Below are 19,207 nucleotides of genomic sequence, written 5' to 3'. Positions count from 1 at the left end.
TTTTAGAGAGATTACACGAAATAAAACTAAATCCATGCAATTACCATTAATTAAATATCCTATTTTTGGGATAATCAATTTCTTATTATTAAGTATTAATATTCAACCCGTATTTTCCAGTTCTTACCCTACTCTAATACTGGCACAAAACACAAATACTAAAGCAGCTACAGAGGCTTTAAATCAAGGATTACAAGCGATTCAGTCGGGAAAATTAGAAGATGCAATTACGGCTTTTCGTGAAGCTATTAAACTAGATCCTAAATTAGCAGCAGCGCACTATAACTTAGGTTTAGCACTACGACAATCAGGAAAGTTACAACCTGCAGCAGATGCTTTTTATCAAGCTACTCAAGCTGACCCTCAATTTGCTTTAGCTTTTGCGAATTTAGGTGGGGCTTTATTAGAAGGAAATAATTTAAAATTGGCCAAAGACTATTTAAGTAGGGCTTTAGAATTAAATCCAAATTTGGGTTTTGCCCATTATAATATGGGATTAATTAGGGAAGAGGAGAAAAATTGGGAAAGTGCGATCGCTTCTTTTGCAAAAGCCAAATTAATTAGTCAAAACGCGCCTGAACCAGCTTATCATTTAGGTGTCTGTTATCTGCAACAGGGGAAAATTGAGCAAGCGAAGGCAGCTTTTACTGAAGCAATTAAAATCAATCCTAAATATGCAGAAGCCCATTATAGTATGGGAACAATTTTATTTAATCAGGGTAAATTAAATGAAGCTTTAGCAGCCTTTAGAAAATCCGCTGCGGGGAACTTTAGTTATGCTAATGCTTATTATGGTGCGGGGTTGGTTTTTATGGGGTTAAAGCAGTACAAAGAAGCTGTCCAAGTCTTGCAATATGCTAGAGATTTATATAATATTCAAGGTAATTTACAGTGGGTGAAAAGTTCCGAGGAGTTATTAGAGAAAGCCCAAAATTTAAGTAGGTAAGGTAGGGTTTACACCAAAAAGTTATAGGACTAACTCAGCTTTTAGACAGATGAATAATTATGGAGGAATAAGTAGAAATTAATTAAACAACTAACGGAGTAAAAAAATGAGTAAAACCAAAACTCAAGAACCCATTAGTAACTTAGAGTATGATTTTATCAGCGTACTGCATAATAAAGCAGTAGCCGTTCAAGCTTATGAAAATTATATCAAAGACGCAAAAGAGGCTAATTCTACACCTTGTGTAGAACTATTCCAAAAATTACGCCAGTCAGAAATTGAACAAGCACACGAAATTCGCCAGCATCTCCAAGAGGTGATGCAGCAAGGTAAGATGTAGTTAATAGTAGGGGAAGGTTTAAAAAGTTAATCAGTTAAACCCTCCCCTACTCACTTAACGAATATACTCTTTTAGTACGCTGTTACGATTAGGGTGACGTAATTTACGCAGTGCTTTAGCTTCGATTTGGCGAATACGTTCGCGGGTGACGTTAAAAATCTGGCCGATTTCTTCTAGGGTTTTCATGCGGCCATCGTCTAAACCATAGCGTAATCTGAGAACGTCCCGTTCACGAGGTCCGAGACTATCTAGGACTTTTTCTAGGTCTTCCCGCAGCAAGTTTTTAGAAACTTGGTCTTCTGGGGTTTCACCTTCTGACTCAATAAAATCACCTAAACGGGAGTCTTCTTCTTTACCTATGGGTGTTTCCAGAGAAATTGGTAACTGGGCAGATTTGGCAATAAACCGCAGTTTTTCGATGGTCATTTCCATGCGAGTGGCAATTTCTTCCTCCGTGGGTTTGCGCCCCATTTCTTGGGACAGGAGTTTGGTAGTTTTCTTAATCCGGGAAATTGTTTCGTAGAGATGAACCGGTAGACGGATAGTGCGAGACTGGTCGGCGATCGCCCTTGTAATTGCTTGACGTATCCACCATGTAGCGTAGGTAGAAAACTTATAGCCTTTTTCGTGATCAAACTTTTCAGCCGCACGAATCAACCCCAAACTACCTTCTTGAATCAAGTCTTGGAAGGACAAGCCACGGTTCATGTATTTCTTGGCAATGGAAACCACCAGCCGCAGGTTCGATTGTACCATTTTCTCCTTAGCCCTTCTTCCTATGTGGAGTCTAGAGCGTAGGGCTGGTAATGATAATTTTACTTCTCCTGCCCATTCTTCTGGTTCTGGTATCCGTTCTAGTTTTTCATACAAACTCTTGTAAGCATCTTCTAGCACCAGTAGTTCAGCTATTTTGCGCGCTAGTTCAATTTCTTCATCTGCGCGTAATAGACGAATCCTCCCAATCTCTTGCAAGTACAGACGAATGGAATCTTCGGTGTATTGCTTTTTCTTGGTTTGTGCCCGAGGACGCGATTTAGCGGCTTTTCCAGACTTGGTGTCGTCCTCATCAGACTGAGGATCTAAAAAATCATCAATTTCGCCATCATCAGCCAGCAATAAGTCCTCTTCTTCTATTAAGAGTTCTTGTAATTCGATCTCAGGCGGATTTATCATTTCTAGGTCAGGCTGATAAATATTATCGAGTACGTTGTTAGCCTGGTTCATGCCGCGTTCCTCATGCTCCTTGCAGAATCAGTTACTCAAGACATTTTGATTACTTTTGGCATCAAGTAATCTCTGAACCGAAAATTGGGTTTTGGCTGTTCACCCTCAAATATTTTCGGTGTTTGTTGTTTTCCCTGTTTTAATCAGGATTGTGCAGTGGCAATGTCATTTGTAATGTGACTTGCTCACTTTCCCCATGGTCATACATGACGACGCTAGATATCACTTTCGATTAACTGAATCTATCAAACTAGGTTCATCTTTCTTCAAAAAGCTTCCTGATGCGGACACAATTGTATGACCTTTGGCAGATTTAACTGTAAATACCGTTTTGATTGTAGCCTGTTTCACAAAAAATGCGCTTTTTTTGTGCATTATTTATGAACTCCTGAAAGTCAGATCAAGCTACCTTTATCAAAAAGACATTAAAAATGGTGGTAACACCATTAATCTTATCGAAAACTTGTTGGTTTGACAGTGGGATTGTCATTAAATTAAAAGTTAGGAACAATTGCTGCTCTATAAAACCTGTACAAATTGTTCTGATGTAGACAATTTGTGTTTATGTCCTGTTTCAACTAAACCCGATGGCGGGCACTTGTTTACAGGTACTAGTTTTACTTAAACTAATTGTACCACCGTCTGTTAATGACTGTTGTTTGTTTCCAGGTGCTAACCCCTGTATATGCTATACTAAAAATCTAAACTAAGGAGTTAAGATTATCGGGTATTTTAGGACTGTGAGAGATGAACTGAGATTTGACTCAATTCAGCCTTATTCACACATTAGCGCAGAGTTGAGATTTCTACCCTGTGCAACTTGACAAACTGTTCTTATTGTATACAACGATATTTTAATCAGATGATACATAATATTGTTACTAAAGTTGCCTAATGATATTTTTAGGTAATTTCAGGTATGTTAATTATCCTTGTGAATACTTCTGGTTTTAAGAAAGTGGCTGTCATCTCTGAACGGAAAAGTCTTGTGTATACTTATCAATTTTTGCTTTGTAGATAATATCTAGTCAAGCTATCTAAGCATAGCAAATGCTTTATGCCTTTGTGGGGAAAATTTATAATTTTTCGAGAAAAATTTTGGAGAACAGGGGTAATGAGTAATTACCCCTGTTTCCATTCCTTAAATGTCTAAATCTGTCATATTCAGTTTAGATCCATAAGTTTCAATAAATTCCCGTCTAGGCGCGACTCGATCGCCCATTAAAATGGTAAAAATTCGATCTGCTTCGGCTGCGTCTTCAATTTCCACTCGTTTGAGAGTGCGGGTTTCTGGGTTCATGGTGGTTGTCCACAGTTGTTCAGGCATCATTTCCCCCAACCCTTTAAACCGCTGAATGGTATAATTAGCATTACTAGGAAGAGTATCTAGATGCTGTTGTAATTCCCGTTCACTGTAACAATACTGGTAATTTTTGCCGCGCTCTACTTTGTACAATGGCGGACAAGCAATATAAATGAAACCTTGTTCAATTAACGCCCGTTGATAACGATAAAAGAAAGTTAACAACAAGGTGCGGATGTGCGCCCCATCTACGTCAGCATCAGTCATTAATACTATATGATGATATCGTAATTGTGAGGGGTTAAATTCTTCACCTTTAACTCCTAAACCCAGTGCGGTAATTAAGGCTTGAATTTCATTATTTTTATAGATTTTGGCATCATCAGTTTTTTCGATATTGAGGATTTTACCACGCAAAGGGAGAATTGCTTGGGTGCGGCGATCGCGTCCTTGCTTCGCACTTCCACCGGCTGAATCACCTTCTACGATATATATTTCAGATTCAGCCGGATCACGAGAGCTACAATCTGCTAACTTACCAGGTAGAGGCGAAGATTCTAATACTGATTTCCGACGGACTAATTCCCGTGCGTGTCGAGCAGCTTCAGCAGCTTTAAACGCTTGGATAGCTTTATCTAAAATAGCATCAGCTATAGCAGGATGAAAATCTAGATACTCCGTGAGAACTTCACCGACAAAAGAATCAACAATACCGCGAACTTCTGTATTTCCCAGTTTAGTTTTAGTTTGTCCTTCAAATTCAGGATCAGGGACTTTCACAGAAATGACAGCAGTTAAACCTTCGCGGACGTGTTCACCACTGAGATTAGATTCATTCTCTTTAATTTTATTGCGTTTGCGAGCGGTAGCATTTAATGTCCGAGTTAAAACTGCTTTTAAACCTTCTAAGTGCGTACCACCATCAATAGTGCGAATATTATTAGCAAAACCCAGGACATTATCCGTATAAGCATCAGTACACCATTGTAAAGACACTTCTACCTGGACATTGTTGCGTTCCCCTTGAACATAGATAATTTCTTCATGGAGAGGCTGCTTATCACGATTCATGTAGGCGATATATTCCTTAATACCACCTTTGTACTCGTAAGTTTCTATTTTAGGGATATCGCTTTTAATAATTTCTAAGCGATGATCTGTAAAAGTAATTTTTACACCGGCATTAAGATACGCCAACTCACGTAAGCGTCCAGATAAAGTAATGTAATCAAATTCTATGCTAGTAGTAAAAATTTGTGTATCTGGCTTAAAGGTAATAGAAGTCCCCGTTCGATCTTCTTTGTAGGGCTTTGCTACCAATTCAGTAACAGGGAAACTGCGTTCATATCGTTGGGTATGTATCTTGTGATCACGCCAAACCGTGACTTCTACAAACTCAGATAAAGCGTTTACCACAGAGATTCCCACACCGTGTAAACCGCCGGATACCTTATATCCACCACCACCGAACTTACCACCTGCGTGGAGAACAGTTAACACAGTTTCTAAAGCTGATTTCCCTGTTTTTGGGTGAATATCCGTAGGAATACCCCGACCATCATCTGTCACCGTCACAGAACCATCAGCATTGATATCCACCTCAACATGGGTACAGTAACCCGCCAAAGCTTCATCAACAGAGTTGTCAACTACCTCGTAAACTAAATGGTGAAGTCCTCGCGGACCCGTAGTACCGATGTACATCCCTGGTCGTTTGCGGACGGCTTCCAGACCTTCCAGAACCTGAATCTGATCGGCGCTGTAACTGCTCGTCATGAAAATTCTCCTGATGCTTGGGGTTAAAATTGCTAAAATGCGAAAAAAGTCAAATCACCCCAACATTATAACATAAAAGCCTTCCTGCCGTCTGTAGCGCAATTTTATGAGAAGTTTACATAAGGGTTGTAACCCTGATGAGAATTGGGGAGAAAATTCCCTATTTTACGTTTTTCTTCCCACTGACCAGTGACAACGAACACCTAACTAATGACTAATGACTAAATTAATTGTAATTTGTGGGGCTACGGCCACGGGTAAATCTAGTTTAGCCTTGAGTTTAGCACAAAGATTAAATTCTGTAATTCTCAGTGCTGATTCTCGTCAAGTATATCGTGAGTTTGATATTGGGACAGCGAAACCAAATCTAGCTGAAAAAAAATTAGTTCCCCATTATTTAATAGACATTTGTGAACCAACTGAAATCATGACATTAGCAGATTATCAACAACAAGCACAGGCTTTAATTGCTAGTTTGGGAGTTGAAACACTGCTGTTAGTGGGTGGAACAGGTTTATATATTCGTTCCATTGTTCAAGGAATGAAAATTCCCAGAGTTGCACCACAGCCGGAATTGCGATCGCAATTAGAACCCCTTGGTCAAATCCAACTTTACCCTATGTTACAACAAGTTGACCCCGTTGCCGCCCAAAAAATTCACGCTAACGATTTGGTGCGGACTTTAAGAGCTTTGGAGGTTTATTATACCACTGGTATTCCTATTTCTGAACAACAAGGAGAAAATCCACCAGATTATCCAATTTTACAAATTTGTTTAGATGCTGATGCAGAACATTTAGATGTCAGGATTCGCAAACGAACTGAACAAATGATAACAGATGGTTTAGTTGATGAAGTTGAATACTTGTCTCAAAAATATGGTATTTATTTATCCTTATTAAATACTTTAGGATATCAAGAAATCAAACAATATTTAGCTGGTGAAATTTCTTTAGATGCAGCCAAAGAATTAATTATTTTACATACCAGACAATTTGCCAAACGTCAACGGACTTGGTTTAGACAATCTCCTAATCTTGAATATTTTGATATGAATAATTCTGATTTATTGGAAAGTGTTTGGCGACGCATAAACGAATTTTCTGTCTGAATCAGACAAAAAAACATCAATAAAAATCAAGAAAATCCAACTCTAAATAAATAAACTAGGAGAAACTTTAAAATATTCTCCCAAGGCTTTTGCTTGTGCTTTACTAATTGAACGTTTACCGTTGACAACCTCTGAAACTACACCGCTGCTAGAACCTAAAATACGTACTAAGTCAGCTTGACGAATGCCGCTAGATTCCATGATATGTAGCAATATTTCATGAGGTGTAGATTCATCCATTGGATAATTTTCTTCCTCATAATCTTCAATTAGTCTGACAAGCAATTTGTGTAAAGCTCGCTCCTCTGGACTACGATTTTTTTTAAAAGTTAGATATTCTGCAACTTTTAAAAACCGTTCATAGTCTTCCTCTGTTTCAATTACTTGAGGAGCGATTTCTGCTAGTAATTGACTATAAGTATTTCTGTCAAAAATAAGAGTCATTTTTCCATTTATTTTTACTATATTCGGCGTGAGTTAGCAAGTATTTGTAGTACACCGTTTGATCTTCATAATCTATTCCTACAATTAAACGATAATCATTACCTTTGATATTAAAAACAGTAAAATTACCAACAACTTCAGCATCTCGGTAAAATTTTTGAACATCATTTAAACTTTGCCATTCTGCTTGTTTAACTGTTTTATGCCAATCTTCAATTTGTTTTTTGATATCAGGGTACTTTTTTGTTTCTTCGCGGAGGGTGCGAATTGAAATTAGGTGCATAATATACTTTGGATTTGAAATAATAGTGATTGGTGTACATAGCTTAATTCCTTGTTTGTGCTTGGTTATTCTTGTGTTTGTGCTTGGTTGTTCTTGTGTTTGTGCTTAGTTATTCTTGTGTTTGTGCTTGGTTATTCTTGTGTTTGTGCTTGCCACCTGCCCTATTTTCTCAAAATGAGAGTAAGTTGTCAAGTCTTAATTAGGACTTATACAAAATTTTTCCGTAATTAAAAACTCCACAAAGATAAAAAATCCTTGAGGAGTTTGAGAGAGTGTTCACGGATTTTACCGAGCCATAAAGAATTAAGCCATAACGCACCAAACAGTAAATTTACTAATTATCTGGAAGTTGTTTTTTCAAAGCATTTAATGAAGCCCAACGGCTATCAATGGGTGGTTCAGAAACAGCAGTATTCAAAATACCCGGACAATTAAGGTCACATAATTGACGCTGAGGTAATGCTAAACACATCTGTTGATATAGCCATTCACCGGGATCAAAGTGACCATCAGGTGCTAAAGTTTCCAGTAAATCCTCTACAGCAACTTCCATTTCTAAAGGAAAATCTTCCGTTTGATTAGCGGTTTCATCTAACCAAATGACTTCCTGAGTATCAAGAACCAGACGATGGTTATACTGCTGCAAACAGCGGTTGCAGGTACAAGTAATAATTGTTTCTGCCTGAGATGAAACTTCTAAATAATTACCCTGGTGTTTAACTTGGATAATTCCCCGCACGGGTGTTAATGTTTCCAAACCAGGCAGAAACTCTTGAACTTGAATTTCCTCTGTCCGCTCCGGGGCTTTAGATAGCTGCGGAATAAAAATAGCGTCCATAGGATTTGTGAAATACCCTGAAAATTGAGTATGGGTAATGGGTAATATTCTTGTCTGTTCCCAGTTAAGAGTTCCCTACTACCTAATTATGGTGTAACTGCTTGACGAACAACTAAATGACGGTGAGGTTCTTTACCACGGCTGAAGGTTTCTAAATCCGAAAATTCCTGCAATAATGTGTGAATTTGTCTTCGTTCAGCAGCGCTGAGAGATTGAAGTTCTACTTCTCTTCCTGAAAAGCGGACTTCTGCGGCAGCCGTTTCTGCTAAAGTGCGGATTTCGGCTTCTCGTCTCACACGATAACCATTTAATTCCACGGTGTAAGCGGTATGATTGTCTTCTGGTTGGTTCAAATTAAGAATGGAATTTGCGAGATACTGAATGCTATCTAGCACCGAACCACCAGCACCAATTAAAATCCGAATTTGTTCTGATGTTAAATTGGTTTGATCTATTGTTAACCAGTAGCTTTCTCCTGTGGGTGTATCTTGCTCAGAAGATGGGTTAGTTTCTAAATTAGCCCGTACTTGAGTAGATAAACCCATGAGAAGTAGCAAATTTTGTAACCAGTCTTCACTATTTTGCATAGAAATGTCGCTCATAATCAACCATTAGCCTTTTTCTTAGAACTTTTGGGTTCAAATGGCAACGCTTTTACTTCAATGGTTTGTGCTTCTTTTGCCTGTAAGTCTACGATTTTTTGGATTTCTTCTGGTAAAGGTTCACGGGAGAGGATATAGGTTTGGATAGTTTGGAAAACATTACCAATTACCATATACATAAGTACCCCAGCCGGTAGGGGAAAAAATAAGAACATTCCAGAAAAGATCACAGGAGTAATTTTATTGACTGTATCTTGTTGAGGGTTGCCACCGCTGGAATTTTGTCCAGAGAGCATTTGGCTGACATAAAGACTGATACCAAAGAAGACAATCATGGCTACAATATCCCAATGAACTGTATTATCGGGATCAATAGCGCCCACTCTACCTAAAGCATCAATAAAGAGAAATCCTTTTTCTGCTGCTAGTCCGGGAATTGTGGCTTGAATGGTCACGTCTCCGGGTTCTAGAGCCTCTATATTGCCTTCGGCATCAATTTTCACCCTTTCCGCGCCTTTGGTGACTTTCCAGGTAGGTGTCAACTGAGATTCTGGATGTTCCTTTAAGAGTAAATCAAATGGTTTACCTTCTACGGTTTGATACTGAATCTTAGTTTTTTCTCCCACTGTTAACTTATCACCCCCCGGTAAGATAGCGGAAATGGGAATATGTTCACCATCAGCAATGTAGATATTTTGTGGGGGAGTAGCAAATGCTTGGGGTTGAATGCGCTCAATTTGTTCTTGAGGGAAGATTTGCAGGTTAACGGAGTAGTTAACACCAGAAAAAGGTGAACCTCGCAAAGTGGCAAACAATGCTAATAATACTGGCATCTGCAACAATAGAGGTAAACATCCTGCTAAGGGATTACCAAATTCACTTTGGACCTTGAGCATTTCCTCTTGTTGCTTTTGCTGATCATCTTTATAGCGTTCTTTGATTTCTGCCATACGCTTTTGCATCACAGGCTGCACAACTCGCATTCGTCGCATACTGCGGATGGAACCGGCACTCAGGGGATAGAGTGCAAAGCGGATAATCAATGTTAAGGCTACTATTGCCAAGCCATAACTAGGGAAAACACCATAGAAAAGGTCTATGATGGGCAACATCACGTTGTTCGAGAGAAACCCGATACCAAAATCCATTATTCTGAATTAAACCTGCGGTACTTTGACACTCCCACCCCGCGCGGGAGTGGGATGCTTGGTTAAGCCTATCCTCTAAATAGAGTTAAATGGAGGCGGTTTTCTCCCAAGCTTTTGCTCTATATTGTAGAGGTTTTTGTTAAGCATTGCTGCGACTATTCCGCTCTGGAAAAGCTAGGGATAGCCGTACATTATAAAATCATTTTGTAGAAGTCGTGCTAAGTATACAAAGAGGTGAAACTTAGCACGAATGACTTATTTACCGCTGCTATATTGGGGATTTTTAGCTGCAACTTTTTCGTTAACGTAGTCATATACTTCCCGGAAGTTAGGAATAGCCCGCATTTCGATTAGAGTACCATTCTTGAGGGTAATTGCCATATCTCCCCATAGGCCGATAGCACGGGGAACTTTGACAACTTTAACAATTTCTGAGTAAATAACATCAGAGCGATCGCGTCCCATCCAACCACCAGTTACACAAATCCTACGGTCTGTAATGCGAAACCGTAACCATATAGCCCTGACTATTGCCCCCACAGCCAAAGGAATACCCACCACTGTCAGCCCAATGAGTAGGTTAAGAATCAAATCCCCAATGTGGGGACCACCTTCATAATAAACTTCTTCACGAATGCCCATTTAGTACCTCAGTTTGTGCCAATAACTCTTCTAATTCTCGCAGAAATTTATGGGTTTGGTGCTCAGATTCTGCTGTTATTGGTTTGACAATTAATACTAACCGCCATCCTGGGACTAATTTCGGCAACAATTCATATAATGCTGCTGTAATTTGTCTTTTGATTTTGTTGCGAACAACGGCGCGTTTACTAACTTTCGTACTAATGGCAATACCAATTTTCGTGGCAGGAGGGGCAGTATCCCAAGAAGGTTTTAGAGCCCTCAGTGTAAAATGAGAACTATGTCGCCGAATTCCTTCCCGGAAAACCGCCTGAAAATCCTGACGGGATTTGAGACGATATGCTTTAGGTAAAGCCACAGCGGTTATTATTGCTGAATTTACCTTACACGCTCAACCGGTGCCTTCCTTTTCTTCTTCTGGCACTAATCACATTTCTGCCGTCTGGTGTCCGCATTCTTGCCCTAAACCCAGAGGTTCTTTTTCTCTTGCGGCAAGTGCCTCCCAATGTCCTTTGCATATCTTTCTCCTTTTACCGGATTTTCATAAAAAGTCACAATCTGGTATTTTACCACTTTACAGGCAATAAAAATATATTTCTGGATGGAGTTGTCGGTTATCAGTTGTTAGTTATCAGTGGGAAAAGGCAAAGGTTGATTAATCTTTCCCGTTCCCTGTTCCCTGTTCCCTGTAACCTGTTCCCTGTAACCTGTTCCCTGTAACCTGTTCCCTGTAACCTGTTCCCTGTAACCTGTTCCCTGTAACCTGTTCCCTGTAACCTGTTCCCTGTAACCTGTTCCCTGTAACCTGTTCCCTGTAACCTGTTCCCTGTAACCTGTTCCCTGTAACCTGTTTCCTGTAACCTGTTCCCTGTAACCTGTTCCCTGTAACCTGTTCCCTGTAACCTGTAACCTGTTTCCTTGTTAATTAATACTGATAATCCATGTGCCAATATAACGCAACAATGGCACATCACCCGGAGAAAGAACTCGACAGTTGAAATAGTAAACCCCGCCAAAAGAGGGATTTTGAACATTGGATAATACTAACTCTACTTTTTGACCGGCTGGAACTGGGTCTTTAGGAAATATTTGAATCACCCCACCTTTCTCGTCCCATTTTACTTCAGACAGAGGAACACTTTTGTCCTTAACTCTGACTTCAATATTTTTGGTATCAAAAGTTCCTTGATAATAATCAGGATAGCTAATGGCGAACTGAGCCACTGCTAACTTCATTTTTTTAGCAGGTAATCTGAGTATATAACGATCTGTGTTATTAGTTTGTCCACCAAAATCTAAGCGGTAGGGTAATTGATTTTTGTTTTCAACGCCGCTAAAAAGTGTCAACCCAGGTAAGCTTTGGGCCCAAGTTAGAACTGGTAAACCTGTAAATAAACAGCTAGTAATAGCCAAAGCAGAAAGTAGACGCTTCATAAATCAGATTTCCTTAGGGAAGTGTGTGTAACCGTTAGTATTTGTAATTAAACTTTACTACTAGATGCTAGAAAATAGACGGAATTGAGAAGCAAAAGTGCCACTGGTAAAAGTCAATAACAGGTAAATAGTTAAGAAAAAATTAAGAGCGAGGGTTTGAGAATATAAAATAATCTAAAGAATAATATCCAAAATATGGGGATCGGTATAGGATGTGCAATATCTAATTTTACTTATAGCTATTTTGCAAGGCTGATATCTGTATCCTATCAAATTGAGGTTGTGACTAGAGAAAGAAGATCGCAGAAGTTGAAAATTCTATCTACAGACAAGGGTAACTCATAGTTGATCATCCCCACCAGCTTGATGATACTAAATTGAGATAGAAAGTAATAATAGTTAACGATGATGTTAAGTATTTATATCCAGGAGATTTCATGAAAATAGCAGTTGCCAAAGAAATAGAAATTTGTGAACGTCGTGTAGCATTAATTCCCGAAACCGTAGCCAAATTAGTCAAACAAGGGTTAGAGGTTTGTGTAGAAGCGGGAGCAGGAGAGAAAGCATTTTTCAGTGATGCCGACTATGAAACAGCAGGGGCTAAAATTATCAGCGATTCTGCCCAATTATGGAGTGAAGCGGACATATTACTCAAAGTTAGCCCACCGCAAACCAGAGAAGATGGCCGGGCAGAAATTGAGTTACTCAAACCAGAATCTGTATTAATTAGCTTCCTCAATCCCCTGGGAAATCCGGTCATAGCCCAACAATTAGCAAATCGGCAAATTACCGCTTTGAGCATGGAATTGATCCCTCGTAGCACCAGAGCGCAAAGCATGGATGCCTTATCTTCCCAAGCTTCCCTAGCAGGGTATAAAGCGGTACTGATTGCGGCGGCGGCATTACCGAAATATTTCCCCATGTTAACCACCGCTGCGGGGACAATAGCCCCCGCCAAAGTATTTATTATGGGGGCAGGAGTGGCAGGACTGCAAGCCATAGCGACGGCCAGAAGACTAGGAGCGGTAGTAGAAGCCTTTGATATTCGTCCAGCAGTCAAAGAAGAAGTACAAAGCTTAGGGGCGAAATTCGTCGAAGTCAAACTAGAAGAGGAAACCGTTGCAGCAGGTGGTTACGCCAAAGAAATTTCAGAGGACAGCAAAAAGCGCACCCAAGAACTAGTAGCCAGCCACGTCAAAAACGCCGATATTGTCATTACCACCGCCCAAGTACCAGGAAGACAAGCCCCCAGACTGGTAACAGAAGAAATGGTAGCGCAAATGAAACCCGGTTCAGTCATAGTAGACCTAGCCGCAGAACAGGGTGGAAACTGTGCTTGTACAGAAGCGGGTAAAGATATTATTTGGAACGGGGTAACAATTATCGGACCAATTAATTTACCTTCATCAATGCCAGTACACGCCAGTCAACTGTACGCAAAGAACGTTACCTCATTAATGCAATTGTTAATTAAAGACAAAGCCTTAGAAATCAACTTTGGTGACGATATCGTTGACGCAGCTTGTGTTACTCATGGTGGAGAAATTAGAAACCAACGAGTAAAGGATGCTTTGCAAGCGGTAGTGGTTTAAATAACTCCATAGAATGATTAATCCTATTTTAATGTCATTCCCCTGAACAGGGAAATCCAGAAATTATTTATGTTCCATAAGACAATTTGGATCGCCGCTTTTGCGGGAATGATGTTGAAAATGGTTTGTGGAAATTTTCACATTTACTACTGGATAATTTTTTGGTAAAGTTCTCTAAGGTTTTATAACCACTAAAACCATTTATACACAACTCAACAACAATTCTCAGGAGTTTAGATATGTATTTTGACGATCAAGAAGAAATTAGAAAAGTATTTGAAGAAACCTATGCCGATAATGTGAGAAGTAGAAATCTTATTGGTTATGGTGAGATGTATACCGAAGAAGCACTTTGGATGTCACCAGATGTAGATGATCGCTATGGTATTGAAGATATTGTAGAAGGATTTGCCCAAACCATTAATACCAAAGATATTGATCCGGTTTTTACTGCGGATGAAATTCAAGTAATGGGTGATTTTGGTTATGTCGTTGGTGTCTCTATCGCAACTATTTATCCTCATGATGGTAGTCCTGTCAAACAGATAAAATTTCGAGCTTTATGGTTGATGAAAAAAGAGGCAGGAATTTGGAAAATTGACCGTCAAATTTGGAACAATAAACCCTTCTAAAAAATTCACGGAATAACTAACCGCAGAGGCGCAGAGTTCGCAGAGAAATGCGGTTTTATAAATCTTCTCTTTGCGTCTTTGCTCCTTTGCGTCTACCCTGCGGGATCTCTAAGAGAGATTGCGCGAAACCTCTTAACTCCAAAAATCACATGACAGAAACTTTACTAGCGGCTTTATTTGTTCTTGTTTTAGCCTCTTTTATAGGCTTTGAAGTAATTAACAAAGTTCCTCCCACACTGCACACTCCTTTAATGTCCGGTTCAAATGCCATTTCTGGTATTTCGGTAATTGGTGCAATTTTGGCTGCGGGGGAGAGAAACACCAATTTATCGGTAATTCTCGGTTTAATTGCCGTAATTTTGGCAATGGTGAACGTTGTCGGCGGTTTTTTGGTGACTGACAGAATGTTGCAAATGTTTAAAAAGAAGGAAGTTAAAGCATGAACGGTTTTATACCAACTGGGATTCAGCTAACTTATTTAGTCGCTGCATCATTATTTATCCTGGGTTTAAAAAAGCTGGGTTCTCCTGCAACTGCTAGAAACGGTAATCTTGTCGCTGCGGTGGGGATGTTATTGGCAATAATCGCCACTTTACTAGATCAGCACGTATTAAATTACGAGATGATTTTGGTAGGCTTGGCTATTGGTTCGGTAATTGGCGCTGTTATTGCTTACAAGGTGCAAATGACGGAAATGCCGCAAATGGTGGGTTTACTAAATGGTTTAGGTGGAGCATCTTCGGCATTAATTGCCGTTGCTGAATTTTGGCGGTTATTAGATAGTTCACAGCCTATCCCCCTCGATGTCAACATTTCTATGTTGTTAGATGTGTTAATCGGTGGTGTGACATTAACAGGTAGTTTTCTCGCTTTTGCGAAATTGCAAGGTTTAATTAGCGGTACACCGATTACTTTCCCGTTACAGCAACCTTTTAACCTGTTGCTGTTGGGTTCTTATCTGGCGGGAAGTGCCTATTTAATCATAACACCCGATAGCCTCCCCGTATTTTTAGGGGTGGTGGCTGTTTCCTTGGTCTTGGGTGTGATGTTTGTACTGCCTATTGGTGGCGGTGATATGCCCGTTGTCATTTCGCTGTTAAACTCTTTATCAGGTGTAGCGGCTGCTGCTGCGGGTTTTGTGGTGATGAACAATATGTTAATCATCGCTGGTGCTTTGGTAGGAGCTTCTGGTTTAATCCTTACCGAAATTATGTGTAAGGCCATGAACCGTTCTTTGTTCAGTGTCTTATTTAGTGCTTTTGGTTCTGTCTCTACTGCTACTGGTGGTGCGGCTGCTGGTGCTAGTAATCAAACTGTCCGCAGTATTGATCCTGAAGAAGGGGCGATGATGTTGGGTTATGCGCGTTCTGTGGTGATTGTCCCAGGATACGGTATGGCGGTTGCTCAAGCACAGCATAGCGTCCGGGAGTTGGCTGACCAATTAGAGCGCATGGGTGTGGATGTGAAATATGCGATACATCCGGTGGCGGGGAGAATGCCGGGACACATGAATGTATTATTGGCGGAGGCTAATGTGGCTTATACGCAGTTGTATGATATGGAGGATATTAATCCCCAGTTTGAACAGGCTGATGTAGCGTTAGTAATTGGTGCTAATGATGTGGTCAATCCAGCGGCGCGTAGTGATAAGAATAGTCCTATTTATGGGATGCCGATTTTGGAGGTTGATCGCGCAAAGCAAACTATTGTGATTAAGCGCGGTATGAGTGCGGGTTTTGCTGGTGTGGATAATGAGTTGTTTTATAAGGATAAGACGACTATGTTGTTTGGTAGCGCTAAGGATATGGTGGCTAAGTTGGTTAGTGAGGTGAAGCAACTTTAAGTTAATTGTAGGGGTGTAGTTTGTTACTATACCCTTTTTTCTCACGCAGAGGCGCAGAGAAACGAGATAATTAAAAGAGTTGAGTTATTTCTACTGTGTAATTCTTTGTGTAATTCTTGATGTATTAATTTATTGGTATATTTACTCTCAATTGAGATTAATACTAATCAAACATAAATAACAATTAGATAATTTGTCTAAAAGTAAGATTTATTCTTGGCTGTGTAAGTTTGTTTACTTTAGGTATTTGATGTTGCCAAAAATGCTGTGTAGTTCCTTTCATTATTAATAAACTTCCATGAGTTAGCTCAAGTTCGTATTTTAATTCTTTTTGTATTTTATGTCTAAACGTAAAACGACGATTAGCACCAAAACTTACAGAAGCAATTACAGGATTTTTTCCAAGTTCTGGTTCATCATCACTATGCCAAGCTACGCTATCTTTGCCATTACGATATAGATTTATTAACACACTATTGAATTTAATTTCAGATAAAGATTCAATTTTAGATTTAATGTTAATTAATGTAGGATTCCATAAAAGAGGTTGCATTGTGATTTTTGAGTAACAATAAGATTTACCTATATCTCCATACCAAGCTGTAAGCCTTGGTAAGTTTACTTGCTTACCGAAAAGTATTGTTGATTCTTGACTCCAAGAAGTAGTTTCATGTAATTCAAAAAATAATTGATTACTTTCGTTAATATCAAAGAAACTTTGATAAAATATTACTTCAGCATCAGGCATGAGTAGCTTTTCGCACTGATGCTTACTTTTCTCATTTCCATGATCCCATATCGAAAGTTGATTAAACATGAAATAATTTCAACTCCTATCTACAACTTTTTAGTCAATCTATGATCAATGATATCATAGTCAATTATTCATAATGTTGCTATATATTGAATTTCCTGAAACTCTATTGTATAATATCCTCACTGTAGATACAGTGAGAATATTATTATGAACTGTTTTCAAATTATTAAGTCTGTTTTAGATGAAGCGTACAGTCAAATACCCGGAATCGCTCTTTCTTCTCTTCTTCCTTCGTGTTCTTTGTGTCTTCGTGGTTCGTTAAAAAAGATGTTGGGAAGTTGAGGAGGTGCGTAAGCGTTGCGCTCCCTAGGAATCGCTGTTTGGGGGGTTTGGGGAGTGAGATGGAATAATTTGCCTAGTTTTATTGTCCAAGTTGGATTAAGTGTAGTGCTATTAAATACTATTTCTATGTTAGTAGGGTTTGATCTTAGCAAATTGTTAAAGCCTTTGGCGATTTATTACAGCAGATTTCAACTTCGTAAGGAACAAAAATACCCCATCCCGCGCCCCTCACTTGGGAGTGTACATCATAAACCTAAAATAGGCTGTATTATTTGATAATATTGATAATATTTTGTGATCAATAAAACGTTAAAATCTTTAACATACTTGAATTTAAGTAAGAAATTACTTTTGTGAATTCCTGTTTGACAGGAAAGTTCTGTCTAATTTGAAAATTGTAAAAAATTGGTAAATAAAAGTGAATCTACCTTTGATTACTCGTGCTGAACGACATAACAATCAGATAGCAATTGTTACAGATAAAGAAGCATTTAGCTATCGTAATTTACTGGATATTTCTAGTCTAATTGCCACAGGTCTGCTGAAGGAGATAGAAGACTTACAAGAACAGAGAGTTGCTTTTCTCATCCCCCCAGGGTTTGAGTATGTGGCCACTCAGTGGGGAATTTGGCGGGCTGGAGGAATAGCTGTACCGCTTTGTGTTTCTCACCCTCGTCCAGAATTGGAGTATGTGATTACAAATTCAGGAGTATCAATTATTGTTGCTCATCCCCAATTTGAGGATACACTACGAGCGATCGCTACTGAGAAAAATTTACCTTTGATTCTCACCTCACAAACACTGCCAAATCATGTTACCACCTTACCAAATGTAGATATTAAAAGACGGGCATTAATTCTCTATACCAGTGGGACAACGGGTAAACCAAAAGGTGTAGTGACAACCCATGAGCATATTCAATCTCAAGTTACCAGTCTAATTACTGCTTGGGAATGGACATCGAATGACCGCATTTTAAATATACTGCCTTTACATCATATTCACGGTATTATCAACGTCCTCACCTGTGCTTTATGGGCTGGGGCTGAGTGTCACATATTCAGTAAATTTGATGCCCAAATCGTTTGGGATCGTATTTGTGACGGGGACTTAACCCTATTTATGGCAGTACCGACAATTTATGTAAAATTGATTACTGCTTGGGAAAATGCTACTCAAGAACGTCAAACAAGCATGGGAGCAGGGTGTAAAAAAATGCGTTTGATGGTTTCTGGTTCAGCGGCTTTACCAGTGCAGGTGTTAGAAAAATGGCAAAGCATTAGCGGTCATTTCCTCCTAGAACGCTATGGAATGACGGAAATTGGTATGGCACTATCCAATTCTTTACATGATCAAAGATACCCAGGATACGTTGGTCAACCTTTACCGCAAGTAGAAGTAAGATTAGTAGATGAGAGTGGAGAATTAGTGTCATCAGGAACACCAGGGGAAATCCAAGTCAAAAGCCCTGGAGTGTTTTTAGAATATTGGCAAAACCCCCAAGCAACGGAAAAGGCATTTAGAGACGGCTGGTTTTGTACTGGAGATACCGCAATAGTTGAGAATGGCAACTACCGCATTTTAGGGCGAATGAGCGTAGATATCATCAAAACAGGAGGGTATAAAGTTTCCGCTTTAGAAATTGAAGAAGTGTTAAGAAATCATCCAGATATTCAAGAATGTGCAGTGGTTGGGGTGGTTGATTTAGAATGGGGGCAGCGAGTTTGTGCGGCTTTAGTATTATTACCACAACGTCAATTAACATTAGAATCTTTGAGGATTTGGGCAAAGGAGCAATTGGCAGTTTATAAAATCCCAACTCGAATGATCATAGTTGAGGAATTACCACGTAATGCCATGGGGAAAGTAACTAAGCCGCAGGTGGTTGAACTATTTAACGTAAAATAACGAGCCGATAATTAACGCACCCTACAAGGTCAGCTATCGGC

General features: G+C 39.4%; 21 protein-coding genes. 8 read left to right on the top strand and 13 right to left on the bottom strand.

Features of this window, described 5'->3' with window-relative positions; translation table 11 throughout:
- Nucleotides 1-34: 34 nt before the first annotated feature.
- Nucleotides 35-946, top strand: a complete 912-nt coding sequence (locus H6F62_RS08950; protein WP_137907899.1) for a tetratricopeptide repeat protein — start codon at nucleotides 35-37, stop codon at nucleotides 944-946.
- Nucleotides 947-1,052: 106 nt separating this feature from the next.
- Nucleotides 1,053-1,286 (top strand): hypothetical protein, encoded by a 234-nt coding sequence (locus H6F62_RS08945; RefSeq protein WP_028084498.1) that lies wholly within the window; start codon nucleotides 1,053-1,055, stop codon nucleotides 1,284-1,286.
- A 54-nt stretch (nucleotides 1,287-1,340) separates the two neighbouring features.
- On the opposite strand, the gene rpoD is transcribed toward H6F62_RS08945, so the two are convergent.
- Nucleotides 1,341-2,510: an RNA polymerase sigma factor RpoD gene (rpoD, locus tag H6F62_RS08940; protein WP_028084497.1), complete on the bottom strand. Its 1,170-nt coding sequence runs from the start codon at nucleotides 2,508-2,510 to the stop codon at nucleotides 1,341-1,343.
- Between the two features lie 1,141 nt (nucleotides 2,511-3,651).
- Nucleotides 3,652-5,589, bottom strand: coding sequence for a DNA topoisomerase (ATP-hydrolyzing) subunit B (gene gyrB, locus H6F62_RS08935; protein ID WP_137907901.1), 1,938 nt, complete (start codon nucleotides 5,587-5,589; stop codon nucleotides 3,652-3,654).
- Nucleotides 5,590-5,806: 217 nt separating this feature from the next.
- Between gyrB and miaA the strand changes: the two genes are divergently transcribed.
- The gene (gene miaA, locus H6F62_RS08930; protein WP_190371841.1) at nucleotides 5,807-6,700 is read left to right on the top strand and encodes a tRNA (adenosine(37)-N6)-dimethylallyltransferase MiaA; all 894 of its coding nucleotides are present in this window, start codon (nucleotides 5,807-5,809) and stop codon (nucleotides 6,698-6,700) included.
- Nucleotides 6,701-6,742: 42 nt separating this feature from the next.
- On the opposite strand, the gene H6F62_RS08925 is transcribed toward miaA, so the two are convergent.
- From H6F62_RS08925 to H6F62_RS08885, 9 genes are all read right to left on the bottom strand, one after another.
- Nucleotides 6,743-7,144 carry a transcriptional regulator gene (locus H6F62_RS08925; RefSeq protein ID WP_190371840.1) on the bottom strand — a complete coding sequence of 134 codons (402 nt, stop codon included), beginning with the start codon at nucleotides 7,142-7,144 and terminating at the stop codon, nucleotides 6,743-6,745.
- Complete coding sequence (locus tag H6F62_RS08920) at nucleotides 7,128-7,427, bottom strand: type II toxin-antitoxin system HigB family toxin (protein WP_190371839.1); 300 nt, start codon at nucleotides 7,425-7,427, stop codon at nucleotides 7,128-7,130. The genes H6F62_RS08925 and H6F62_RS08920 overlap by 17 nt, the downstream gene beginning before the upstream one ends.
- Nucleotides 7,428-7,761: 334 nt before the next feature.
- Entirely contained in the window at nucleotides 7,762-8,265 is a 504-nt protein-coding gene (locus H6F62_RS08915; protein WP_137907905.1) for a YceD family protein, read from the bottom strand.
- Between the two features lie 86 nt (nucleotides 8,266-8,351).
- A complete protein-coding gene (locus H6F62_RS08910) occupies nucleotides 8,352-8,867 on the bottom strand; it encodes a R3H domain-containing nucleic acid-binding protein (protein WP_137907906.1) in 516 nt (171 codons plus the stop codon).
- 2 nt (nucleotides 8,868-8,869) lie between these two features.
- Nucleotides 8,870-10,015, bottom strand: coding sequence for a membrane protein insertase YidC (gene yidC, locus H6F62_RS08905; RefSeq protein ID WP_137907907.1), 1,146 nt, complete (start codon nucleotides 10,013-10,015; stop codon nucleotides 8,870-8,872).
- 255 nt (nucleotides 10,016-10,270) lie between these two features.
- Nucleotides 10,271-10,657, bottom strand: a complete 387-nt coding sequence (locus H6F62_RS08900) for a PH domain-containing protein (protein WP_028084490.1) — start codon at nucleotides 10,655-10,657, stop codon at nucleotides 10,271-10,273.
- Nucleotides 10,644-11,015, bottom strand: a complete 372-nt coding sequence (rnpA, locus tag H6F62_RS08895; RefSeq protein WP_137907908.1) for a ribonuclease P protein component — start codon at nucleotides 11,013-11,015, stop codon at nucleotides 10,644-10,646. Before rnpA ends, H6F62_RS08900 begins: the two co-directional genes overlap by 14 nt.
- Nucleotides 11,016-11,040: 25 nt before the next feature.
- Nucleotides 11,041-11,175 (bottom strand): 50S ribosomal protein L34, encoded by a 135-nt coding sequence (rpmH, locus tag H6F62_RS08890; protein WP_015209090.1) that lies wholly within the window; start codon nucleotides 11,173-11,175, stop codon nucleotides 11,041-11,043.
- Nucleotides 11,176-11,578: 403 nt separating this feature from the next.
- Entirely contained in the window at nucleotides 11,579-12,091 is a 513-nt protein-coding gene (locus H6F62_RS08885; protein WP_137907909.1) for a DUF2808 domain-containing protein, read from the bottom strand.
- A 437-nt stretch (nucleotides 12,092-12,528) separates the two neighbouring features.
- Between H6F62_RS08885 and H6F62_RS08880 the strand changes: the two genes are divergently transcribed.
- The 4 genes from H6F62_RS08880 (at nucleotide 12,529) to H6F62_RS08865 (ending at nucleotide 16,158) form a co-directional block, all read left to right on the top strand.
- Nucleotides 12,529-13,683, top strand: a complete 1,155-nt coding sequence (locus tag H6F62_RS08880) for a Re/Si-specific NAD(P)(+) transhydrogenase subunit alpha (RefSeq protein ID WP_190371838.1) — start codon at nucleotides 12,529-12,531, stop codon at nucleotides 13,681-13,683.
- A gap of 239 nt (nucleotides 13,684-13,922) precedes the next feature.
- Nucleotides 13,923-14,315, top strand: a complete 393-nt coding sequence (locus H6F62_RS08875; protein WP_190371837.1) for a DUF4440 domain-containing protein — start codon at nucleotides 13,923-13,925, stop codon at nucleotides 14,313-14,315.
- A gap of 149 nt (nucleotides 14,316-14,464) precedes the next feature.
- On the top strand, nucleotides 14,465-14,758 hold the full coding sequence (locus H6F62_RS08870) for an NAD(P) transhydrogenase subunit alpha (protein WP_104388799.1): 294 nt from the start codon (nucleotides 14,465-14,467) through the stop codon (nucleotides 14,756-14,758).
- The gene (locus H6F62_RS08865; protein WP_190371836.1) at nucleotides 14,755-16,158 is read left to right on the top strand and encodes an NAD(P)(+) transhydrogenase (Re/Si-specific) subunit beta; all 1,404 of its coding nucleotides are present in this window, start codon (nucleotides 14,755-14,757) and stop codon (nucleotides 16,156-16,158) included. Before H6F62_RS08870 ends, H6F62_RS08865 begins: the two co-directional genes overlap by 4 nt.
- Nucleotides 16,159-16,342: 184 nt before the next feature.
- Here H6F62_RS08865 and H6F62_RS08860 read toward each other — a convergent pair whose 3' ends face one another.
- Nucleotides 16,343-16,975: an alpha-ketoglutarate-dependent dioxygenase AlkB gene (locus tag H6F62_RS08860; protein WP_137907913.1), complete on the bottom strand. Its 633-nt coding sequence runs from the start codon at nucleotides 16,973-16,975 to the stop codon at nucleotides 16,343-16,345.
- A 194-nt stretch (nucleotides 16,976-17,169) separates the two neighbouring features.
- Nucleotides 17,170-17,409, bottom strand: coding sequence for a hypothetical protein (locus H6F62_RS08855; protein WP_190371835.1), 240 nt, complete (start codon nucleotides 17,407-17,409; stop codon nucleotides 17,170-17,172).
- Nucleotides 17,410-17,675: 266 nt separating this feature from the next.
- Here H6F62_RS08855 and H6F62_RS08850 point away from each other — a divergent pair, with 266 nt between their 5' ends.
- Entirely contained in the window at nucleotides 17,676-19,166 is a 1,491-nt protein-coding gene (locus H6F62_RS08850) for an acyl-CoA synthetase (RefSeq protein ID WP_137907914.1), read from the top strand.
- Nucleotides 19,167-19,207: the final 41 nt, after the last annotated feature.

The sequence above is a fragment of the Anabaena sp. FACHB-1391 genome, from assembly GCF_014696755.1.
GTDB classification, from domain to species: Bacteria; Cyanobacteriota; Cyanobacteriia; order Cyanobacteriales; family Nostocaceae; genus Dolichospermum; species Dolichospermum planctonicum.
Note: the sequence above shows the minus strand (reverse complement) of the source record. Positions and strands in the feature narration are given on the sequence as shown.